We start from the raw sequence: 19,112 nt of genomic DNA, 5'->3' as shown, positions 1-19,112 counted from the left end.
GCTAGCTCCCTTGCGTTTCGTCGTGGGACCGGACCGGGCGCGGAGGCACCGGGTCGTAACCTCCCGGGTGGAAGGGGTGGCAACGCCCGATTCGCCTGGCGGTCAGCCACAGCCCCCGCAACGCGCCGTGAACGGCGATCGCTTCGAGGCCATAGGCACTGCAGGAGGGTTCGAAGCGGCACCGCGGACCGAGGATGGGGCTGATGAAGGCTCGGTAGAAACGGATCGGGGCCATGAGCGCCCGAGCCGCCGGAGAGGTCTCCGGGCCCTGCCGCCGATCGTTCACCGCCACGTTCGGCGAGGAGAGGCCAGCTCCGCTCGCGTCACGCTCTCTCGCCTCTGGGTCACCGCTGTTCATGCCTGTCCATCCGTCGCGGCCGGACGACCGGACCGTCGCCCAGGCGTCCGCCGCCCGATCAATCGGTCCAGCGCGACGTCGAGCTCGGCGGCGAGGTGCTCGCTTCGCGCGGACGCCGCCTGTGGATTGGCGCGTACAACAAGCAGGCTACCTCGCGGTAGGGAGTGCAGGCGGTGGCGCATCAGGTGCCTCAGCCTGCGCTTGACGCGGTTCCTGACGACGGCGCCACCGACGGCCTTGCTGACCACGAAGCCGACCAGGGGCGGCTCGTCCGGATCGCCCCGGGTGCTGAGGTGGGCGACCAGCGTGGGGCGTCCCGCGCGCTTCCCTCCCCGGATCGCGCTCGCGAACTCCTCACCACGGCGCATGCGGGAAGCGGACGGCAACACGGGTGGACCTGCTTTCGAACGGACATGGGCCCGGGTACGGCTGTCGCCCGCCGGTCAGTTCCGACGGGCGAGCGAACCACGCACCGGGCGACCCGCGCTGTCAGGCGGACAGCTCCACGCGGCCCTTGCGACGACGGGCGGCGAGGATCGCACGGCCGGCCCGCGTGCGCATGCGCAGCCGGAAGCCGTGGGTCTTCGCGCGACGACGGTTGTTCGGCTGGAAAGTACGCTTGCTCACGAGTGGGCTCCAGGCTTGAGTTCGCCCGCAGGTGCTGCGAGCGATTGACACGGGGCTAGACCTGCCGAATGCGTGGGCACGCCAAAGTGCCGTCGCGCGACAAGCCGACCGTCGTACGTTACGGGGCGAGCAGGGCACAGGTCAAACCGGACCGCGGTTCCGCGCGTCCCCGGACACGGTCGTCCACATTTCCACAGGCCATCTTTCCACAGCCGCCACGCCATCCACAGCATGTGCACCATGCGGCCCCCACCCTGCCACTAGGCTGTGGACAACGCCTTGAACAGGGGTGTGCACAACGCTACTGTCGGCCCTCCAGACCTTCCCTCCAGCCCGTCGACGTGCTAAAAGGCGCGCAGCCTGGCTGTGGACACCATGTGGACATGATGTGGAAACGATGTGGACCACGGAGAGGAGTCTGAGGATAACTCTGTGGATACAGCCGCGAGGCCCGGCGCCTGAGGAGCTTGCTCCCGCGGGCGTGCTTGTGGAAAACGAATCGCGGTGAGCGTGCGGGGGCCGCGTAAGGGAGGAGGGGCCGACCAATGGATGGCGTCGACCTCGGTCCGCTGTGGGCCCGGGCGCTGGAGAGCTTCGCCGAAGGAAGCGTCCCGCCCCAGCAGCGCGCTTGGCTGAACATGACCCGGCCCTTCGGCCTCGTGAACGACACGATCATCCTCGCGGCGCCGAACGACTTCGCCAAGGACGTCCTCGAGACCAAGCTCCGCCCGCTGATCGCCCAGGCGCTCTCCCAGGAGTTTGGCCGGCCGATGCGGGTGGCGGTCATGGTCGACCCGCTCGCCGGCGCCGACGCGCAGGCACCGCGGCAGGACGGTTATCCCCAGGCCCCCCCGGCCGGTTATCCCCAGGGTGGACAACCCCCGCAGGGGTACGGACAGCCTGGCAGGCAGGGCCCCATGGGCCAGCAGGGCTTTCCCGACCAGGGTTCGTCCACCGACTATGCACAGAACCGCCCACAGGCCCAGCCCTACTCCTACGGCTACGGCGGCGCCCCCGAGGAGGGGTACGGAGGCGGTCCCGCGGGCCCTTCCCAGGCCTATCCGCAGGACGGTTACCAGGGCCAGGACGGGTTCGCCGGCCAGCAGGGGCAGAGCGGCCAGGACCAGCAGGCCCCCTCACAGGAGCCGCCCTCCGCCCAGCAGTACCCGCGCGGTGAGCAGCCCTTTCCGCCAGGAACCTCCCAGCCTTTCCCGCGCGGCGACGGCCAGCAGCCGTACGCCCGGGACGAGTCCCCCCAGCCATACCCGCGTGGCGAGTCCTCCCAGCAGTATCCGCGCGGCGACGCGCCGCAGGCGTACCCCCAGCAGGCCGGTGGTTATGGGGTGCAACCGCCGTATTCCGGCAGGCCGGAGAGCCAGGCGCCGCGTCCCCGGCAGGAGCCGGACAGCTACGACCGCCCTGTGCAGAACCGCTGGGACAGCAGGGGGGGCAAGCCGAGCGAGCCCGCCAGGCTGAACCCCAAGTACACCTTCGAGACCTTCGTCATCGGCGCCTCCAACCGGTTCGCGCACGCCGCGGCCGTCGCGGTCGCCGAGGCGCCGGCCAAGGCGTACAACCCGCTGTTCATCTACGGCGACTCGGGGCTGGGCAAAACCCACCTTCTCCACGCGATCGGGCACTACGCGCAGCGGCTCTACGACGGGGCGCGGGTCAGGTACGTCAGCTCCGAGGAGTTCACGAACGACTTCATCAACTCGATCCGCGACCACAAGGCCGACGGGTTCCGGGCCAGGTACCGCGCGGTCGACATCCTGCTCGTGGACGACATCCAGTTCCTGGAGGGCAAGGAACAGACGCAGGAGGAGTTCTTCCACACGTTCAACACCCTCCACAACGCCAACAAACAGATCGTGATCTCCAGCGACCGGGCGCCCAAGCAGCTGGTGACCCTGGAGGACCGGCTGCGCAACCGCTTCGAGTGGGGCCTGATCACCGACGTGCAGCCGCCCGAGCTGGAGACGCGCATCGCGATCCTGCGGAAGAAGGCCATACAGGAAGGCCTCGCGGCGCCCGGTGACGTGCTCGAATACATCGCGAGCAAGATATCCACCAACATCCGCGAGCTGGAGGGCGCGCTCATCCGCGTCACGGCCTTCGCGAGCCTGAACCGGCAGTCGGTGGACCTGCAGCTCGCCGAGGTCGTGCTCAAGGACCTGATCACCGAGGACTCCAGCACCGAGATCACCATCGCCACGATCATGGCCCAGACGGCGGCGTACTTCGGGCTGTCGATCGAGGACCTGTGCGGGAGTTCGCGCTCGCGGGTCCTGGTGACGGCCCGGCAGATCGCCATGTACCTCGCCCGGGAGCTCACCGACCTGTCGCTTCCCAAGATCGGCCAGCAGTTCGGCGGGCGGGACCACACGACGGTGATGCACGCGGAACGCAAGATCCGCTCGCTGATGGCGGAGCGGCGGTCGATGTACAACCAGGTCACCGAACTGACGAACCGGATCAAACAGAACTCGCGCAACTGATGATGATCCACAGCCTGTGGATATCTCTGTGGATCAGGGCGAAATAACGGTCAAAGGCGACAAACCCCCGCCTGAGGCGCGACCAAGCAAGCAGATGGTCGGTTCGCGCGGCTTCCCGGCCTGGGGATAAAGGTGGGGACAACCTGGGGAAGACCTGGGGACTACCGGTGGATGACCTGGGGACGGCCTGTGGGTAGTGTCTGAGAGCCGTCCGAAGACGCCTCTTACCCCGTGGATAACCGGTGGAAACCTCGTGGATGACTTGGGGATGACGACCCCCCAAACTGGGGATGGCCTGGGGACAACGTTCGGTTGTCCCCAGGCCGGGCTCGGTCATCCACCGGCCATACCCAGGGCCGGTGGATAAAAAAGTGTCCTTGACCTGCGCAGACACTGGATTTCCACAGTATCCACAGCCCCTAATGTGATGACCTCTATCTCTCTCTACTAAGAACTCAAGAGCCATAGAAGGGTTCTCGCGGTCCTCCCGTGCGGGAGAGTGAACACTTGAATCAACGGCACGGAGCAGTCGAGCCGGGATGAAGACCGTGATCAAGACACAGACCGAACCAACAGGAGGCGGATCCACGTGATGTTCCGTGTCGACCGAGACGTGCTCGCAGAGGCGGTCGCGTGGACCGCACGCAGCCTGCCGGCGAGACCGTCCGTGCCGGTGCTCGCCGGCATGCGGCTGGAGGTCACCGACCAGCAGCAGCTCAAACTCTCGGGCTTCGACTACGAGGTCTCCGCCGAGGTGACCCTGGAACTGCAGACCGGCGAGCCGGGCCTGGTGCTCGTCTCGGGCCGCCTGCTCGCCGAGATCACCCGCGCGCTCCCCGCACAGCCTGTGGAATTCGTGGTGGAGGGCGCCAAGGCCGTCGTCACGTGCGGCAGCGCCAGGTTCACCCTGTTGACGATGCCCGCCGAGGACTATCCCTCGCTGCCGGCGATGCCCCCCGCCGCCGGACGGGTCGGCAGCGACATCTTCTCCTCGGCCGTCGCCCAGGTCGCCGTCGCGGCCGGCAAGGACGACACGCTGCCCATGCTCACGGGCGTCCGCATGGAGATCGAGGGCGACACCGTCACCCTCGCCGCGACCGACCGCTACCGCCTCGCCGTGCGCGAGCTCAAGTGGCAGCCCGACCAGCCCGATTTCGCGTCCATCGCGATGATCCCGGGCCGCACGCTCGCCGACACCGCCAAGTCGCTGACCACCGGCGCCGAGGTCGAGATCGCGCTCAGCTCCACCGGCGGCACCGGCGAAGGCATGATCGGGTTCTCCAGCGCGGGCCGGCGCACCACCACCCGGCTCCTGGACCCGGAGTTCCCCAAGTACCGCTCGCTGCTGCCCACGGAGTTCTCCGCGCACGCCGACCTCGTGACCTCGGCCTTCGTCGAGGCCGTCAAGCGCGTGGCGCTGGTGGCCGAGCGCAACACGCCGGTGCGGCTGGCCTTCCACGGCAACGAGGTCGTGCTGGAGGCCGGTAGCGGCGACGAGGCGCAGGCGGTCGAGGTGCTCCCCGTGGAGTTCGACGGCGACGACATCAACATCGCCTTCAACCACCAGTTCCTGCTGGAGGGGCTCGGCGCGATCGACTCCGACGTGGCCCGCCTGCAGTTCACCACCTCCACCAAGCCGGCCATCCTCACCGGGGGCAAGCCTGTGGACGACGGCGTCACCCCCGACTACCGCTACCTGATCATGCCGATCCGGCTGTCCAGCTAGGATCCGGGGCGCCCGCGAGATTCGAGGCGGTGGCCCGGGGTACTGCCGGGTCGGGGCGTCGTGGATGATGGAGACCTTCACGAGGGGTGGCTGAGATGCAGATCGGCATGGTCGGGCTGGGCAAGATGGGCGGGAACATGGCGGAGCGGCTCCGCCGTGCCGGCCATGACGTGGTCGGGTACGACCGCGACCCCAAGACCACCGACGTGGCCAGCCTGGAGGAGCTCGGGCAGCGGCTCCAGGCACCCCGCGTCGTCTGGGTGATGGTCCCCTCCGGTGACCCCACGCGGGCCACGATCGAGGAGCTCGGCGAGATCCTCGAACCGGGCGACATCCTCATCGACGGGGGCAACTCCCACTACCTCGACGACCAGAAGCACGCCGAGCAGCTCAAGGCCAAGAACATCGGGTTCATCGACGTCGGCGTCAGTGGCGGCGTCTGGGGGCTCAAGAACGGCTACGCCCTCATGGTCGGCGGCGAGCCCGCCGACGTGGAGAGGCTCATGCCGATCTTCGAGGCGCTCAAGCCCGAGGGCGAGGACGGCTTCGTCCACGCCGGCAAGGTCGGCGCGGGCCACTTCGCCAAGATGGTCCACAACGGCATCGAGTACGGGATCATGCAGTCCTTCGCCGAGGGCTGGGAACTGCTGGACGCCGCCGACATCGTCGACGACGTGCCGGGCACGTTCAAGAGCTGGCGCACCGGCACGGTCATCCGCTCCTGGCTGCTCGACCTGGCGGTCCGCGCGCTCGACGAGGACCCCGACCTGTCCGACCTCAAGGGGTACGCGCAGGACTCGGGCGAGGGCCGCTGGACCATCCAGGCCGCCATCGACCACGCGGTCCCCCTGCCGGCGATCACCGCCGCGCTGTACGCCCGGTTCGCCTCCCGCCAGCCGGACTCCCCGGCGATGAAGATGGTCGCGGCGCTGCGCAACCAGTTCGGCGGCCACGCCGTCACCTCGTCCGAGGGCCAGCACGCCAAGGGCGCCGACTCGCCCGGCGCCGACGTGGTCCCCCCGGTGGAGGCGCAGCACTGACGTCCGGGCGCCGCCGGCGTCCGCACGGGCGCCGCACGCCCGTTTCCGATGCCCCGCCCAACGGTGGGGCACTTCGGGGCCCTCAGGGGCCCTTCCGCCTCTCCTGGGCCCCCTCAGGCCGTGCCGAGAGGCTCCGAGGCGCGTCCCGGTGGTGCTCCTGTGGACCGGTGATAACAAGACTGGCGTCAGATGTCCGTTGTGCTGTTGTTGTCGTAGGGGCGCACTACCCTTCGTGAGGTGCATGTCGCCCATCTGTCGCTGACCGACTTCCGGTCCTATCCCGCCGTGGAGCTGGACCTGGAGCCGGGGGTGACGGCGCTCGTCGGACCCAACGGGCAGGGCAAGACCAACCTCGTCGAAGCCCTGGGCTACGTCGCGATGCTCGGCAGCTTCCGGGTGGCCACCGACGCGCCGCTCGTGCGCCATGGGGCGGCCCGGGCCGTCGTCCGGGCCGTGGTGGTCCGCGACGACCGCCGGGCGCTGGTCGAGCTGGAGATCAACCCCGGCAGGGCCAACCGCGCCAGGCTGAACCGCTCGCCGACGCCCCGGCCGCGCGACATCCTCGGCCTGCTGCGCACGGTGCTGTTCGCCCCCGAGGACCTCGCGCTGGCCAAGGGCGACCCGGCCGAGCGGCGCCGGTTCCTCGACGACCTGCTGGTCGCGCGGGCTCCGCGTTTCGCCGGGGTGCGGGCCGACTACGAGCGGGTGCTCAAGCAGCGCGGCGCCCTGCTGCGCAGCGCCGTGCACGCCAGGCCGGGACGGCGGCAGAGTCCCCGCCGCCAGGAGGCCGAGGCGGGCTTCTCCGCCGCGGGCGCCGGCGACACGCTCGGCACGCTGGAGGTCTGGGACGCCCATCTGGCCCGCCACGGCGCCGAGCTGCTCGCCGCCCGCCTGGAGCTCGTACGGGCGCTGCGCCCGCTGGTCGCCGGCGCCTACGCCAAGCTGGCCCCCTCCTCGGCGCCCGCCGACGTGGAGTACCGCGGCACTCTGTCCACGACCCCGGGCCTCGCGCCGTCCGCGGAGGACGTGATCGACCGGGGCGCGCTGGAGGAGGCGCTGCGGGCGAGCCTGCTGGAGGTGCGGCAGGCCGAGCTGGAGCGCGGGGTGACGCTCGTCGGGCCCCACCGCGACGACCTGCTGCTCACCCTCGGCGAGCTCCCCGCCCGCGGCTACGCCAGCCACGGCGAGTCCTGGTCGTTCGCTCTGGCGCTGCGTCTCGCCGCGTACGACCTGCTCAAGGCCGAGGGCGGTGACCCGGTGCTGATCCTCGACGACGTGTTCGCCGAGCTCGACACTCGCAGGCGCCGCAGCCTGGCCGAGATCGTCGCGCCCGCCGAGCAGGTCCTGATCACCGCCGCGGTGCCCGAGGACGTGCCCGCGCAGCTCGCGGGCGCCCGGTTCGACGTGGCCGAAGGGAATGTCACCCGTGTCAGGTGAGACGTCCGGAGTCCAGTCGCCCGACGGCGTGGCGGCGCGGGGGGCCGCGCTGGCGCGGGAGAAGCTCGCCGAGGCGAAGGCCGACGCGGCCAAGCGCGGGCAGCTTCCCCGGCGCGAGCCCCGCCGCCGGTCCGCCTCCCGCCGCGACGCCGGCGATCCCCAGCTTTTCGGACGTGCCATTCGCGACCTTCTCGCCGACCGGGGATGGGAGCAGCCGCTCGCCGTCGGCGGGGTGTTCGGGCGCTGGAGTGAGATCGTCGGGGCCGATGTGGCGGCCCACACCAAACCGGAGACCTTCTCCGACGGGGAGGTCCTGGTCGTCGCCGACTCCACGGCGTGGGCCACCCAGGTGCGGCTGCTGGCGTCTTCCCTGGTCAGAAGGCTCAACGAGGAGCTCGGGGACGGCACGGTGGTGCGGGTGAAGGTCCGCGGCCCGCAGAACGGCCCGCGTCCGACGGGCGGGCTGCGCGTGACCGGCAGCCGGGGGCCCGGCGACACCTACGGCTGAGGAGGCCCTTTCAGCGTCGCCCGACCAGCGAAAGTGAGGTCGTGACCCCAGGGAAACCGATCAGAATCACGGTGGCGGTAACGACCCCCGTCCCCCGTGGGGGGATGCTCGCGGGGGCATCCAACGCCCGACAGGCCATCACAGCGGCCGTCAATGCCACCTGATGCGCTTCTGACCGGTAGAATGAAATCGGATTCCGGACACGTCCGCATGCGAGTCACCCCCGGCCGCGCGCCGATCTCCCTGGGTGGTCGCATCGAGGCACTCACGACGGTGACGGGCACGGCAGGGGACAGCCGCTTGGTGGTGGTCCCTCCTGCCGCGTGTCCGCGGCAGGAGGATTTCGCACTTGTCCTACGACGCTAGCTCAATCACCGTTCTCGAAGGACTTGAGGCGGTTCGTAAGCGCCCTGGCATGTACATCGGCTCGACCGGCGAGCGTGGCCTGCACCACCTCGTGCAGGAAGTGGTCGACAACTCGGTTGACGAGGCGCTCGCCGGGCACGCAAACCACATCGAGGTCACGCTCCTCGCCGACAACGGCGTCCGGGTCGTGGACAACGGGCGTGGCATCCCTGTCGGCATGGTCCCAGGCGAGGACCGGCCCGCCGTCGAGGTGGTCCTCACCGTCCTGCACGCGGGCGGCAAGTTCGACAGCAAGTCCTACGCCGTCTCCGGAGGCCTGCACGGCGTCGGCGTCTCGGTCGTCAACGCCCTGTCCTCGCGGCTGGAGGTGGAGATCAGGACCGAGGGCCACTACTGGCGGCAGTCCTACTCCGAGAGCAGGCCCACCGGTCCCCTGGTCAAGGGCGAGACCACCGGCGAGACCGGCACCTCGATCACCTTCTGGGCCGACGAGACCATCTTCGAGACCACGACGTGGAACTTCGAGACGCTGTCCCGCAGATTCCAGGAGATGGCCTTCCTCAACAGGGGCCTCACGATCGTCCTGCGCGACGAGCGGCCCGACCACGTCAACGGCGACACCCATGACGTGACCTATCACTACGAGGGCGGCATCTCCGACTTCGTCAAGCACATCAACGCGAAGAAGGAGGCCGTCCACGGCTCGGTCATCGACTTCGAGGCCGAGGGCGACGGCATCTCCGTCGAGATCGCGATGCAGTGGAACGCCTCGTACAGCGAGTCGGTCTACACCTTCGCCAACACGATCAACACGGCCGAGGGCGGCACCCACGAGGAGGGCTTCCGCGCGGCGCTGACGACGATCGTCAACCGCTACGCGCGCGAGCAGAAGTTCCTCAAGGAGGGCAAGGACGACAACCTCACCGGCGACGACGTCCGCGAGGGGCTCACCGCGATCATCTCGGTGAAGCTCACCGACCCGCAGTTCGAGGGCCAGACCAAGACCAAGCTGGGCAACACCGAGGCGAAGTCCTTCGTCCAGAAGGCCTGCAACGACTCGCTGCGCGACTGGTTCGAGCGCAACCCCGGCGAGGCCAAGGAGATCCTCAACAAGTCCCTGCAGGCCTCCCGCGCCCGCATCGCCGCGCGCCAGGCCCGTGACCTGACGCGCCGCAAGTCGCTGCTGGAGGCGGGCTCGGGGCTGCCGGGCAAGCTGGCCGACTGCCAGTGGACCGAGCCGGAGAAGTGCGAGCTGTACATCGTCGAGGGCGACTCGGCGGGCGGCTCGGCCAAGGGCGGCCGCGATCCGAAGTTCCAGGCGATCCTCCCGATCCGCGGCAAGATCCTCAACGTGGAGAAGGCCCGCATCGACCGGGTGCTGAAGAACAACGAGGTGCAGGCGCTGATCACCGCCCTCGGCACCGGCGTGCACGCCGAGTTCGACATCGCCAAGCTGCGCTACCACAAGCTCATCCTGATGGCGGACGCCGACGTCGACGGCCAGCACATCACCACCCTGCTGCTGACGCTGCTGTTCCGCTTCATGCGGCCGCTGATCGAGGCGGGCCACGTCTACCTCTCCCAGCCCCCGCTGTACAAGATCAAGTGGGACAGGAAGGGCGAGGACGCCAGCTACGCCTACTCCGACCGCGAGCGGGACGCCGTCATCCAGGCGGGCCTCGACGCGGGCCGGCGCGACCCCCGGATGCACGACGGCGTCCAGCGATTCAAGGGACTGGGCGAGATGAACGCCGCCCAGCTCTGGGACACCACGATGAACCCGGCGACCAGGGTCCTGCTGCAGGTCACCCTGGACGACGCCGCCCAGGCCGATGAGATGTTCACCGTGCTGATGGGCGAGGACGTAGAGGCACGGAGATCGTTCATCATCAGGAACGCACGGGACGTGCGATTCCTCGACGTGTAGCGGCAGCCGTACAGACTCATCTCCTAAAAGGACATATCACTCGTGACCGAAGTGAACATCCCGCCCGGGCCGCCCGCTGACCGCATCGAGCCCGTCGACATCCAGTCCGAGATGCAGCGCAGCTACATGGACTACGCGATGTCGGTCATCGTGTCCCGCGCGCTTCCCGACGTTCGTGACGGACTGAAGCCCGTGCACCGGCGTGTGCTCTACGCCATGTACGACGGCGGATACCGGCCCGACCGCGGATATTTCAAGTGCTCACGCGTCGTCGGCGACGTCATGGGCTCGTACCACCCGCACGGCGACGCGTCGATCTACGACACCGTCGTCCGGCTGGCCCAGCCGTGGGCGCTGCGCTACACGCTGGTCGACGGCCAGGGCAACTTCGGCTCGCCGGGCAACGACCCCGCGGCCGCCATGCGGTACACCGAGTGCCGGCTCGCGCCGATCGCCATGGAGATGCTCCGTGACATCGACAAGGACACGGTCAACTTCCAGCCCAACTACGACGGGCGTTCCCAGGAGCCGATCGTCCTGCCGTCGAGGTTCCCGAACCTCCTGGTCAACGGTGCCGCCGGCATCGCGGTCGGCATGGCCACCAACATCCCGCCGCACAACCTGCGCGAGGTCGCCGAGGCCGTCAAGTGGGCCCTTGAGCACCCCGAGGCCACCGACGAGGAGCTCCTCGAAGCGGCGATCCTCCGCGTCAAGGGCCCCGACTTCCCCACCGGCGCGCTGATCGTCGGCCGCCGGGGCATCGACGACGCGTACCGCACCGGCCGCGGCTCGGTCACCATGCGGGCCATCGTCGAGGTCGAAGAGGACGCCAAGGGCCGGCAGAACCTCGTCGTCACCGCCCTGCCGTACCAGGTCAACCCCGACAACCTCGCGCTGACCATCGCCGAGCTGGTGAAGGACGGCAAGGTCACCGGCATCGCCGACGTGCGCGACGAGACGTCCTCGCGCACCGGCCAGCGCCTGGTGATCGTCCTGAAGCGCGACGCCGTCGCCAAGGTCGTGCTGAACAACCTCTACAAGCACACCCAGCTGCAGACCACCTTCGGCGCCAACATGCTGGCGCTGGTCGACGGGGTCCCGAGGACGCTGCGCCTCGACCAGTTCGTCAAGTACTACGTCGCCCACCAGATCGAGGTCGTGGTCCGCAGGACCACCTACCTGCTGCGCAAGGCCCAGGAACGCGCCCACATCCTGAGCGGCCTGCTCAGGGCCATGGACCGCATGGACGAGGTCATCGCGCTGATCCGCAGGGCGCCGTCGGCGTCGGCCTCGGTCGGCGGCCTGATCGAGCTCCTGGAGATCGACGAGATCCAGGCGCAGGCCATCCTCGACATGCAGCTGCGCAAGCTCGCCGCCCTGGAGCGCCAGCAGATCATCGACGAGTACGAGTCGTTGATGGCGCAGATCGCCGAATACCAGGCGATCCTGGCCTCCGAGCCCCGGCAGCGCCAGATCGTCTCCGACGAGCTGAGCGACATCGTCGGCAAGTTCGGCGACGAGCGCAAGACCGAGATCATCGCCTACGACGGTGACATGTCCATCGAGGACCTCATCGCCGAAGAGGACATGGTCGTCACGATCACCCGCGGCGGGTACGCCAAGCGCACCAAGACCGACCTCTACCGCGCCCAGAAGCGCGGCGGCAAGGGCGTGCGCGGGGCCCAGCTCCGCCAGGACGACATCGTCGAGCACTTCTTCGTCACGACCACCCACCACTGGCTGCTGTTCTTCACCAACAAGGGCCGCGTCTACCGGATCAAGGCCTACGAGCTGCCCGACGCCGGCCGCGACGCGCGCGGCCAGCACCTGGCGAACCTCCTGGCCATGCAGCCCGACGAGCACGTCATGGAGGTCCTCGACCTTCGCGACTACCAGGTCTCGCCGTTCCTGGTGCTGGCGACCCGCAGCGGCCTGGTGAAGAAGACCCGGCTGTCGGAGTACGACTCCCCCAGGTCCGGCGGCCTGATCGCCATCAACCTCCGCGAGGACGACGAGGTGATCGCCGCCCGGCTGGTGTCCGAGGAGGACGACCTCCTGCTGATCTCCCGCGGCGCCAAGTCCATCCGCTTCACCGCCTCCGACGAGGCCCTGCGCGCGATGGGCCGCGCCACGAGCGGCGTCATCGGCATGAGATTCCTCGACGGGGACGAACTGCTGGCGATGAACGTGGTCAGCGATGGCGCCGACGTGCTTATCGCGACCGAAGGCGGGTATGCGAAGCGGACACCGTCGGACCAATATCCCGTCCAAGGTAGAGGCGGGCAGGGTGTGCTGACTGCGAAGATTGTTAGTGCCCGTGGCAAGCTGGTCGGAGCAGTCATGGTGAGTCCCGAAGACGAGGTGTTCGCCATCACCTCCGCCGGAGGGGTCATCCGGACCAGTGCGGGCGAGATCAAGCAGTCCGGCCGCCAGACCATGGGAGTGCGCCTGATGAACCTCTCGGAGGGAGACAGCGTGGTTGCCCTCGCCCGCAATGCCGAAGCGCTGGTGGACACCGAGGACACCGGGGGAGATGAAGAGGAATGAGCCCTCAGGCCAATTCCGGCGGGACCGGGAACACCGGCAAACCGCCAGGTTCGTCCGCGAACCGTAAACGCAGCACGTCCAAGGCGACCAGGCCGGCCTCCTCGGTGAACTCTTCGACGCGCAACCAGGTGACGGAGAGCGTGAACTCCTCGGAAAGCACCGGCAAGGGCAACTCCCCCGCGGACCAGAGTGATGACAGGGTTGTCGTCGTGTCCAGCGACGATGGTTCGGCGACCCCTGCCGGAGGCGGCGAGGAGGGAGACGCGACCCTGCGCATCCGCTCCTCCTCCGTCCCCGACAAATCCTGGTCGCCCACTTCCGACGGTTCGGGCGGCGGCCCGACCAGGCCCGCCCAGAAGCCGGCATCGGGCCCGCAGTCAGGAGCCCCGGCGGGCCCCCGGTCCGACGGTGCCTCCCGGCCGGGGTACGACGGGCCTTCGGGTCCTTCCGGCCCTGACGGTCCCGCGCGGTTCAGCCCCGGCGGGGCGCCGCGTCCGGGATCCGACGGCCCTCAGCGACCCACTCCCGGCGGAGCGCCCCGGCCCCCGGACGGCCCTTCCCGTCCAGGACCCGGCGCCCCCCCGCGCCCCGGCCCTGACGCCCCTTCCCGTCCGGGACCCGGTGGTACGCCGCGTCCCGGCCCTGACGCCCCCCCGCGCCCCGGCGCGCCTCGGCCGGGCCCTGGAACCGGTCCCGGTTCCGGCGGCCCCTCGGGACCTGGGGGCGGCCCTGGGATGGGCGGCAACTCCGGCGCTCCGGGCATGGGCGGCAACTCCGGCCCTGGCGGCGCACCGGGCATGGGCGGCACCGGCGGCCCGGGTCCCGGTGGCCGCGGGGCCACCGGCACCAAGGCGCCCGGCACCGGGGCCAAGCAGGGCTTCGGGGCCGTGTCGGCCCTGTCCACCCCGGAGCCGGTGACCGCCGGCCGCCCGGATCGCGACAAGCCGGCGCCGGTCAAGGCGCCGCGCAAGGCCCACCTGGTGCTCCGCAGGATCGAGCCGTGGTCGGCGATGAAGTTCAGCTTCGTCGTCTCGCTCGTCTGCTTCGTGGTGCTGTTCGTGGCCGTCGCCGTCCTGTACGGCGTGCTCTCGGCCCTGGGCGTCTTCGACTCCATCGTGAACACCGTGACCCAGCTCACCGTTCCCGACGGCAAGACGACCAGCGGCATCGACATCAAGGCCTGGTTCGAGCCCGTCCGGATCCTCGGCTACACCGCCCTGCTCGGCGCGGTGAACGTCGTACTGATCACCGCGCTCTCCACGCTCGGATCCGTCATCTACAACGTCGCCTCCGACCTGGTCGGCGGGGTCGAGGTGACCTTCAGCGAGGCCGAATAACCCCGGGGATGCCGTTGAGGCCCCGTCCAGGCGACCTCAACGGCATCCCTCAGGTCCACCCGCCGCCCGGCATCCGACGATAACGAGTACATCCCGCTGGCGCGGACGGCCCCAGAGCACGGTAAGCTTTTCCCTGTCAGAGAGACACCTCGCTTCCGCCCCGCGGAAGCGATAGTCTTCTCCGCGCCGCACAGCGGGGCTATAGCTCAGACGGTTAGAGCGCTTCCCTGATAAGGAAGAGGTCCCAGGTTCAAGTCCTGGTAGCCCCACCCAGCCCAGAAGGCCAGCTCCCTCCAGGGATCTGGCCTTTTTCGCGTCCGTACTGCTACGAGTACTGCGATACCGCACGGCTCGGCACTGAAGACCCCTCGCACATACCAGAGATGATCTTCTCTGGCTGGCTCCGACCTCTCGCTGCTGACCCCCTCAGGAACGCTGGCCGACGTAGAAAACGGCGCTTCGCACGCTTTTTTGCCGCTTCGCGGGGATCAACCCCCGGTGACGGTTAGGTGAAGGGGCGTCACGCGGGAGGCTGGGATGGAGAACTCGGCGCTCGTAGGATTTCCGCCGGACAGCTGGTCCGGTGTGAAGCGGGGGAGCAGTTATGAGGGCAAGGGAAGTCTTTGTTGTTTTGTTCGTCTTAGCCGTCGGGGTGGGTGCTGTTGCCGGGTGGGTGGGGGTGTACGGCCGGGACGAGGCGTTGGGGGGACGCCGCTCTGTGGCCGCTGTCACCAGGCCCGGCGTGCCGGAGCCGACGAAGTTGTGGTTTCCGCACTCCCCACGTGGAGAGGGCGGGAAATTCACGCGGCACGCGGATGGCGGGACCTTCGCGTCGCCCCGGGACCTTCTGATCGCGGTCAACGACCTGAGAATCAACTGCGAGGAAATGGTCCACACGACCGCCAACGAGTTTCGTACCGCAGGATGCGATACCGGTACCGCGCGCGTGATGTTCTACACCGTCGATCCGGGGCACAAGTTGCCGCGCTCTCTTACGCAGGATCGCTCTGGTGGTTACCGGGTCCTCGGGCGTAACTGGCTTCTGGTCGCCGACGCCGACCCGCGGTTCGGTCAGGCCGTGGCGAAACACATCGGCGGAAGGGTCATGAGCGGCTAGCAGACGGCCGACTGGGACGGTACGTGCAGGTGGGAAAGGGCACCGTCCATGATCCCGGCTTCACTCTGGCCGGCTGATAGGGAAGCCTCTGGGGCTCGTCGGCCTTTGTTGGATCCTGCCCGCCCCGAGGAGTTCGAGCATGGCCAGGCCTATTAGCCGTATTCGCCAGGCTTCTCAGGTACCCCTGGCTATACCTCGAATGGGGCGTACGCGGGAGCGACTCCCATGGTCGGCAGCTGATGTGATGATCACCGCTCATCAACCACTCCCCTCAGGAGATACCGTGGTCATCCATCGTCAAACAGGTACCGAACTCGCTCCCGGCGGTGGCGGGCTCCGTGGCCTGATCCGGCGCCGTCCGCTGCTCAGCTTCTTCGTGATGGCCAATCTGTTGAGCTGGGTCGCGTGGACGCCGTACATCCTCTCGGCGACCGGCCTGGGGGTCCTGGACTTCAGCTTCCCCGCGGTTCTCGGCACCACGCAGCTCTTGGGCATGCTCCCGGGCGCCTACCTCGGCCCGATCCTGTCGTCGTACATCGTGACCCGTGTCACGGACGGCAAGGCAGGGATCCGTGAGTGGGCCGGGCGGCTGTGGAGATGGCGGGTCAGCTGGCGCTGGTACCTGGCGGTCGCCATCGGTGTTCCTTTCGCTCTCATCTCCACGGCCATGGCGGTGAGCGACGGTGCCATCCACGCGCCGCCCGTCATGGTGCTGGTGGCCTACCTGCCGTTCCTGCTCATCCAGATGGTCACGACCGGTGTCGCCGAAGAGCCCGGCTGGCGGGACTTCGCCCTGCCCCGCCTCCAGCGGAAGTACGGGCCGCTCGGCGGTACCCTCATCCTCGGACCCCTGTGGGGCGTGTGGCACCTTCCGCTGTTCCTCAGCGAATGGGGTGGCTGGCCGAACGTGACCTGGCTGACGGTCGGCGAGTTCATCGCCTCCGCCGTCACCTTCAGCGTGGTCATCACGTGGGTGTTCAACAAGACCCGCCAGAGCCTGCCGCTGGTCATGCTGCTGCACGTCAGCGTCAACACCTTCTTCTCGCTGGTCTTCGGAGACATGTTCCCGTCGATCGCCGACACCGCGCACATGGCACACGTCCAACTGCTCACCGCCACCATGGCGGCGACCGTGCTGATCGTCGTGACCCGCGGACGTCTCGGCTACCGCCCGGAGACCGAACACCCTGCGCAGGTAGGCGGCCAGAACTGAGCGACGGCAGGGCGAAGGGTCTCGTCCTGGTGGGCCTGTGTCGCTCTGAACAGGCATCACGCCGTCAGGAGCCTTCTCGGTTTCATGGGACCTGATCTGTTCGCGCCCGTCCGGAGCACATTCGAACCGCCTGGACCATGCTGGGTTCATGGAATACGTCGTTCGGGTGCCTGGGGCGCCGCTCGATCGGTTCGTTGATGACATCTACTGCCTGACCGGGGTGCCACGGCATCGGCGGATGAACGTGCCGCCGATGCCGTCGGCGCATCTGTTCGTCAATCTGGGCGGGCCCGCGCGTCTGTGGGATTCCGATCTTTCGGTGCCGTCGGCGGTGTTCGCCGACGGGTGGTTCATGGGGGTGTGGACCAGGCGTTTCCTCTTCGAGTACCCGGCGTGGGTGCGGCTCGTCGGGGTGCACTTCAAGCCGTGGGGGATTTCGCCGTTCGTCGACATGCCGGCGACCGAGCTGCGGGACCGATGGGTGCCGGTCGACGCCGTCTGGCGACGGTCTCTGGACCGGATCCGCAATCAGGTCGGCGACAGCACGTCGGCCATCGAGACGCTGCGGATACTGGAGGAGGAGCTGCGGTCGCGGCTCGCCGAGGCGCCGTCGCGCGGTCTCGAACTGGTCCAGCACACAGGCGGGCGTCTGGAGACCTCCCACGGCGCGGTCCCGGTCGGTGCGCTGACCGATGCCGCCGGGGTGAGTGTCAACCACCTGGCCACGCAGTTCAAGTCCCATGTCGGGGTCACCCCGAAGCGGGTGGCGCGGATCTACCGCTTCGCGCGGCTGATCGTGTCCGTGGACCCCTCGCGGCCGGTCGACTGGTCGGAGGTCGCCCACACGGCGGGTTACTTCGACCAGGCCCACTTCAGCAGGGAGTTCAAGGACTTCACCGGACACACCCCGACGGAGTACCTGGCCCTGCGGCGCCGGTTCCCCGCCGAGCGGGGGTTTCCGCCGGACAGTGGCCCGATGCCCGCTGAGTGATTTTTTACAAGCCCGCTCGCCTCCCGGGGCGACACGATCGGGGGTGAACGCGCAAGGAGACTCAAGGAGAACCCTGTGGGCATTGTGATCATGCAAAGCGTGGTGTCGGTGGACGGCTTCATCGCCGACGAGAAGGACGGCGTCGGGCCGCTGCACGATTGGTACTTCAACGGGGACACCCCGATCATCGACGGCGGCGAGAAGGGGTTCGACCATTCCGGAGCCGGAAGCGGCTTCAAGGTCTCACGCGCGTCGGCGGCGTACGTCCGGCCCATTTGGGAGGGGGTCGGCACGATCGTGATGGGCCGCACCCTGTTCGACCTGGTGAACGGCTGGGAGGGTAGGCCGCCCGCGGGCGACCACGTGGTCGTGGTGTCCCACCGGCCCAAGCCCGACGGCTGGCACCCCGAGGCCTCGTACCATTTCGTCGACGACGTGACGGCCGCGATCGAGAAGGCCCAGGAGCTGGCCGGGGAGCGAATCGTCAGCGTGAACGGCGGCGTCGTGGGTGGCCAGATCTTCGCGGCCGGCCTGGTGGACGAGGTGGCGATGGACGTGGTGCCGGTGGTGTTCGGGTCGGGCAAACGCTTCTTCGGCGGCATCGACGCGCAACATCTGCTGGAGGACCCCCACGTGGTCGTCCAGGGCGACCGGGTGCTGCACCTGGGGTTCAAGGTACGCCGCTAGATCCCGTTCGTTGACGGTGAGACCCCTCGTCCCCGGGCGATGGAGACGGGGGGTCTGAAGGACGGGGAGTGGTCTCGGACGGTCGGCGTCAGCGGGTCCGTGGGGCATCGGCGCTGGGGGTGGGCGGGGAGGGTCAGCTCGTGGTGGCCTCCACGGTGAAGCAGCGGTGGAGGAGGAAGCCGGTCTTGCCGGCGGGGCCGTTGATCCTGACCAGGGGCTTGATGGTGGACCGTCCGGGGCCCACGGTGATCAGGGCGAAGGTCGATCGGGTCTCCGCGAACTCCTGGTGGTTGGCGAAGTTGGCGGGGCCGAAGGTGCCTTCGGGCGGGAAGGTGTCGTTCAGGGTGTAGGCGAGGCGGAACTCCGCGCCGGCCTGGACGGAGACGTCCGCGGTGACCTCCACCTTCAGCGTCGTCGTGGCCGGGACCTCGACGGTGATCGGGTCGGCGATGCCGACGTACACGGCCGAACTCGCGACGAACGACAGGACGCGAGCATCGCATTTCGCCTGGGGGGCGGGAAGGGCGGAGGCCGGCTCGCCGAGCGCGAACGTCGTGATCGCCGCGGCCGCGCCGCAGGCGGCCAGTGCGGCGACGGTCCTGCGACGGCGTGACGACCTGATGGTGGGGGTCATGAATTCTCCTCGTTTCTGTGGATTTGGAACGTTCCCTTACGGTTGTGAGGGCTGGGTGTCGACACGACCTTGGGCGTGCCGCCTTCACTCTCAGGGCGT

General features: G+C 68.8%; 17 protein-coding genes and 1 tRNA gene. 13 read left to right on the top strand and 5 right to left on the bottom strand.

The genetic code is table 11. The features are described from left to right. Window position 1: 1 nt before the first annotated feature. From yidD to rpmH, 3 genes are all read right to left on the bottom strand, one after another. Window positions 2-235: a membrane protein insertion efficiency factor YidD gene (gene yidD, locus NYZ98_RS02530; RefSeq protein WP_262840881.1), complete on the bottom strand. Its 234-nt coding sequence runs from the start codon at window positions 233-235 to the stop codon at window positions 2-4. A 119-nt stretch (window positions 236-354) separates the two neighbouring features. Then, the gene (gene rnpA, locus NYZ98_RS02525) at window positions 355-747 is read right to left on the bottom strand and encodes a ribonuclease P protein component (RefSeq protein ID WP_262840793.1); all 393 of its coding nucleotides are present in this window, start codon (window positions 745-747) and stop codon (window positions 355-357) included. Window positions 748-847: 100 nt separating this feature from the next. Next, entirely contained in the window at window positions 848-985 is a 138-nt protein-coding gene (gene rpmH / locus NYZ98_RS02520) for a 50S ribosomal protein L34 (RefSeq protein WP_012895733.1), read from the bottom strand. Window positions 986-1,530: 545 nt separating this feature from the next. Between rpmH and dnaA the strand changes: the two genes are divergently transcribed. From dnaA to gyrA, 7 genes are all read left to right on the top strand, one after another. Then, window positions 1,531-3,483 carry a chromosomal replication initiator protein DnaA gene (dnaA, locus tag NYZ98_RS02515; protein WP_262840792.1) on the top strand — a complete coding sequence of 651 codons (1,953 nt, stop codon included), beginning with the start codon at window positions 1,531-1,533 and terminating at the stop codon, window positions 3,481-3,483. A gap of 589 nt (window positions 3,484-4,072) precedes the next feature. Then, window positions 4,073-5,209: a DNA polymerase III subunit beta gene (gene dnaN / locus NYZ98_RS02510; protein ID WP_262840791.1), complete on the top strand. Its 1,137-nt coding sequence runs from the start codon at window positions 4,073-4,075 to the stop codon at window positions 5,207-5,209. A gap of 86 nt (window positions 5,210-5,295) precedes the next feature. Further along, window positions 5,296-6,249: a phosphogluconate dehydrogenase (NAD(+)-dependent, decarboxylating) gene (gnd, locus tag NYZ98_RS02505; RefSeq protein WP_262840790.1), complete on the top strand. Its 954-nt coding sequence runs from the start codon at window positions 5,296-5,298 to the stop codon at window positions 6,247-6,249. A 237-nt stretch (window positions 6,250-6,486) separates the two neighbouring features. Beyond that, the gene (recF, locus tag NYZ98_RS02500) at window positions 6,487-7,686 is read left to right on the top strand and encodes a DNA replication/repair protein RecF (RefSeq protein WP_262840789.1); all 1,200 of its coding nucleotides are present in this window, start codon (window positions 6,487-6,489) and stop codon (window positions 7,684-7,686) included. Then, the gene (locus tag NYZ98_RS02495) at window positions 7,676-8,194 is read left to right on the top strand and encodes a DUF721 domain-containing protein (protein WP_262840788.1); all 519 of its coding nucleotides are present in this window, start codon (window positions 7,676-7,678) and stop codon (window positions 8,192-8,194) included. The genes recF and NYZ98_RS02495 overlap by 11 nt, the downstream gene beginning before the upstream one ends. A gap of 349 nt (window positions 8,195-8,543) precedes the next feature. Then, a complete protein-coding gene (gyrB, locus tag NYZ98_RS02490) occupies window positions 8,544-10,487 on the top strand; it encodes a DNA topoisomerase (ATP-hydrolyzing) subunit B (protein WP_262840787.1) in 1,944 nt (647 codons plus the stop codon). A gap of 42 nt (window positions 10,488-10,529) precedes the next feature. After that, entirely contained in the window at window positions 10,530-13,034 is a 2,505-nt protein-coding gene (gene gyrA / locus NYZ98_RS02485) for a DNA gyrase subunit A (protein ID WP_262840786.1), read from the top strand. Between the two features lie 4 nt (window positions 13,035-13,038). On the opposite strand, the gene NYZ98_RS02480 is transcribed toward gyrA, so the two are convergent. Further along, window positions 13,039-13,311, bottom strand: a complete 273-nt coding sequence (locus tag NYZ98_RS02480; protein WP_262840785.1) for a hypothetical protein — start codon at window positions 13,309-13,311, stop codon at window positions 13,039-13,041. Between the two features lie 457 nt (window positions 13,312-13,768). Between NYZ98_RS02480 and NYZ98_RS02475 the strand changes: the two genes are divergently transcribed. The 6 genes from NYZ98_RS02475 (at window position 13,769) to NYZ98_RS02450 (ending at window position 18,379) form a co-directional block, all read left to right on the top strand. After that, window positions 13,769-14,371: a DUF3566 domain-containing protein gene (locus tag NYZ98_RS02475; RefSeq protein ID WP_262840784.1), complete on the top strand. Its 603-nt coding sequence runs from the start codon at window positions 13,769-13,771 to the stop codon at window positions 14,369-14,371. Between the two features lie 195 nt (window positions 14,372-14,566). Further along, a tRNA-Ile gene (locus NYZ98_RS02470) sits at window positions 14,567-14,640 on the top strand. A gap of 473 nt (window positions 14,641-15,113) precedes the next feature. Beyond that, complete coding sequence (locus tag NYZ98_RS02465; RefSeq protein ID WP_262840783.1) at window positions 15,114-15,488, top strand: hypothetical protein; 375 nt, start codon at window positions 15,114-15,116, stop codon at window positions 15,486-15,488. Window positions 15,489-15,867: 379 nt separating this feature from the next. Further along, window positions 15,868-16,701 carry a CPBP family intramembrane glutamic endopeptidase gene (locus NYZ98_RS02460; RefSeq protein ID WP_262840782.1) on the top strand — a complete coding sequence of 278 codons (834 nt, stop codon included), beginning with the start codon at window positions 15,868-15,870 and terminating at the stop codon, window positions 16,699-16,701. 148 nt (window positions 16,702-16,849) lie between these two features. After that, window positions 16,850-17,692, top strand: a complete 843-nt coding sequence (locus tag NYZ98_RS02455) for a helix-turn-helix domain-containing protein (RefSeq protein WP_262840781.1) — start codon at window positions 16,850-16,852, stop codon at window positions 17,690-17,692. Window positions 17,693-17,767: 75 nt separating this feature from the next. Next, the gene (locus NYZ98_RS02450) at window positions 17,768-18,379 is read left to right on the top strand and encodes a dihydrofolate reductase family protein (RefSeq protein WP_262840780.1); all 612 of its coding nucleotides are present in this window, start codon (window positions 17,768-17,770) and stop codon (window positions 18,377-18,379) included. A 133-nt stretch (window positions 18,380-18,512) separates the two neighbouring features. Here NYZ98_RS02450 and NYZ98_RS02445 read toward each other — a convergent pair whose 3' ends face one another. Further along, window positions 18,513-19,013 carry a hypothetical protein gene (locus NYZ98_RS02445; protein WP_262840779.1) on the bottom strand — a complete coding sequence of 167 codons (501 nt, stop codon included), beginning with the start codon at window positions 19,011-19,013 and terminating at the stop codon, window positions 18,513-18,515. Between the last annotated feature and the right edge of the window lie 99 nt (window positions 19,014-19,112).

This window comes from Sphaerisporangium corydalis (assembly GCF_025506355.1).
GTDB classification, from domain to species: Bacteria; Actinomycetota; Actinomycetes; order Streptosporangiales; family Streptosporangiaceae; genus Sphaerisporangium; species Sphaerisporangium corydalis.
This window is presented reverse-complemented; position numbering and strand designations above follow the sequence as displayed.

Bases quoted from the DNA above. Each gene is read 5' to 3' on its own strand.
- dnaA (WP_262840792.1), top strand. From the start codon at position 1,531: ATGGATGGCGTCGACCTCGGTCCGCTGTGGGCCCGGGCGCTGGAGAGC.
- NYZ98_RS02475 (WP_262840784.1), top strand. From the start codon at position 13,769: ATGGGCGGCAACTCCGGCGCTCCGGGCATGGGCGGCAACTCCGGCCCT.
- NYZ98_RS02480 (WP_262840785.1), bottom strand. From the start codon at position 13,311: ATGCGCAGGGTCGCGTCTCCCTCCTCGCCGCCTCCGGCAGGGGTCGCC.
- NYZ98_RS02460 (WP_262840782.1), top strand. From the start codon at position 15,868: ATGGCCAATCTGTTGAGCTGGGTCGCGTGGACGCCGTACATCCTCTCG.
- NYZ98_RS02445 (WP_262840779.1), bottom strand. From the start codon at position 19,013: ATGACCCCCACCATCAGGTCGTCACGCCGTCGCAGGACCGTCGCCGCA.
- NYZ98_RS02455 (WP_262840781.1), top strand. From the start codon at position 16,850: ATGGAATACGTCGTTCGGGTGCCTGGGGCGCCGCTCGATCGGTTCGTT.
- yidD (WP_262840881.1), bottom strand. From the start codon at position 235: ATGGCCCCGATCCGTTTCTACCGAGCCTTCATCAGCCCCATCCTCGGT.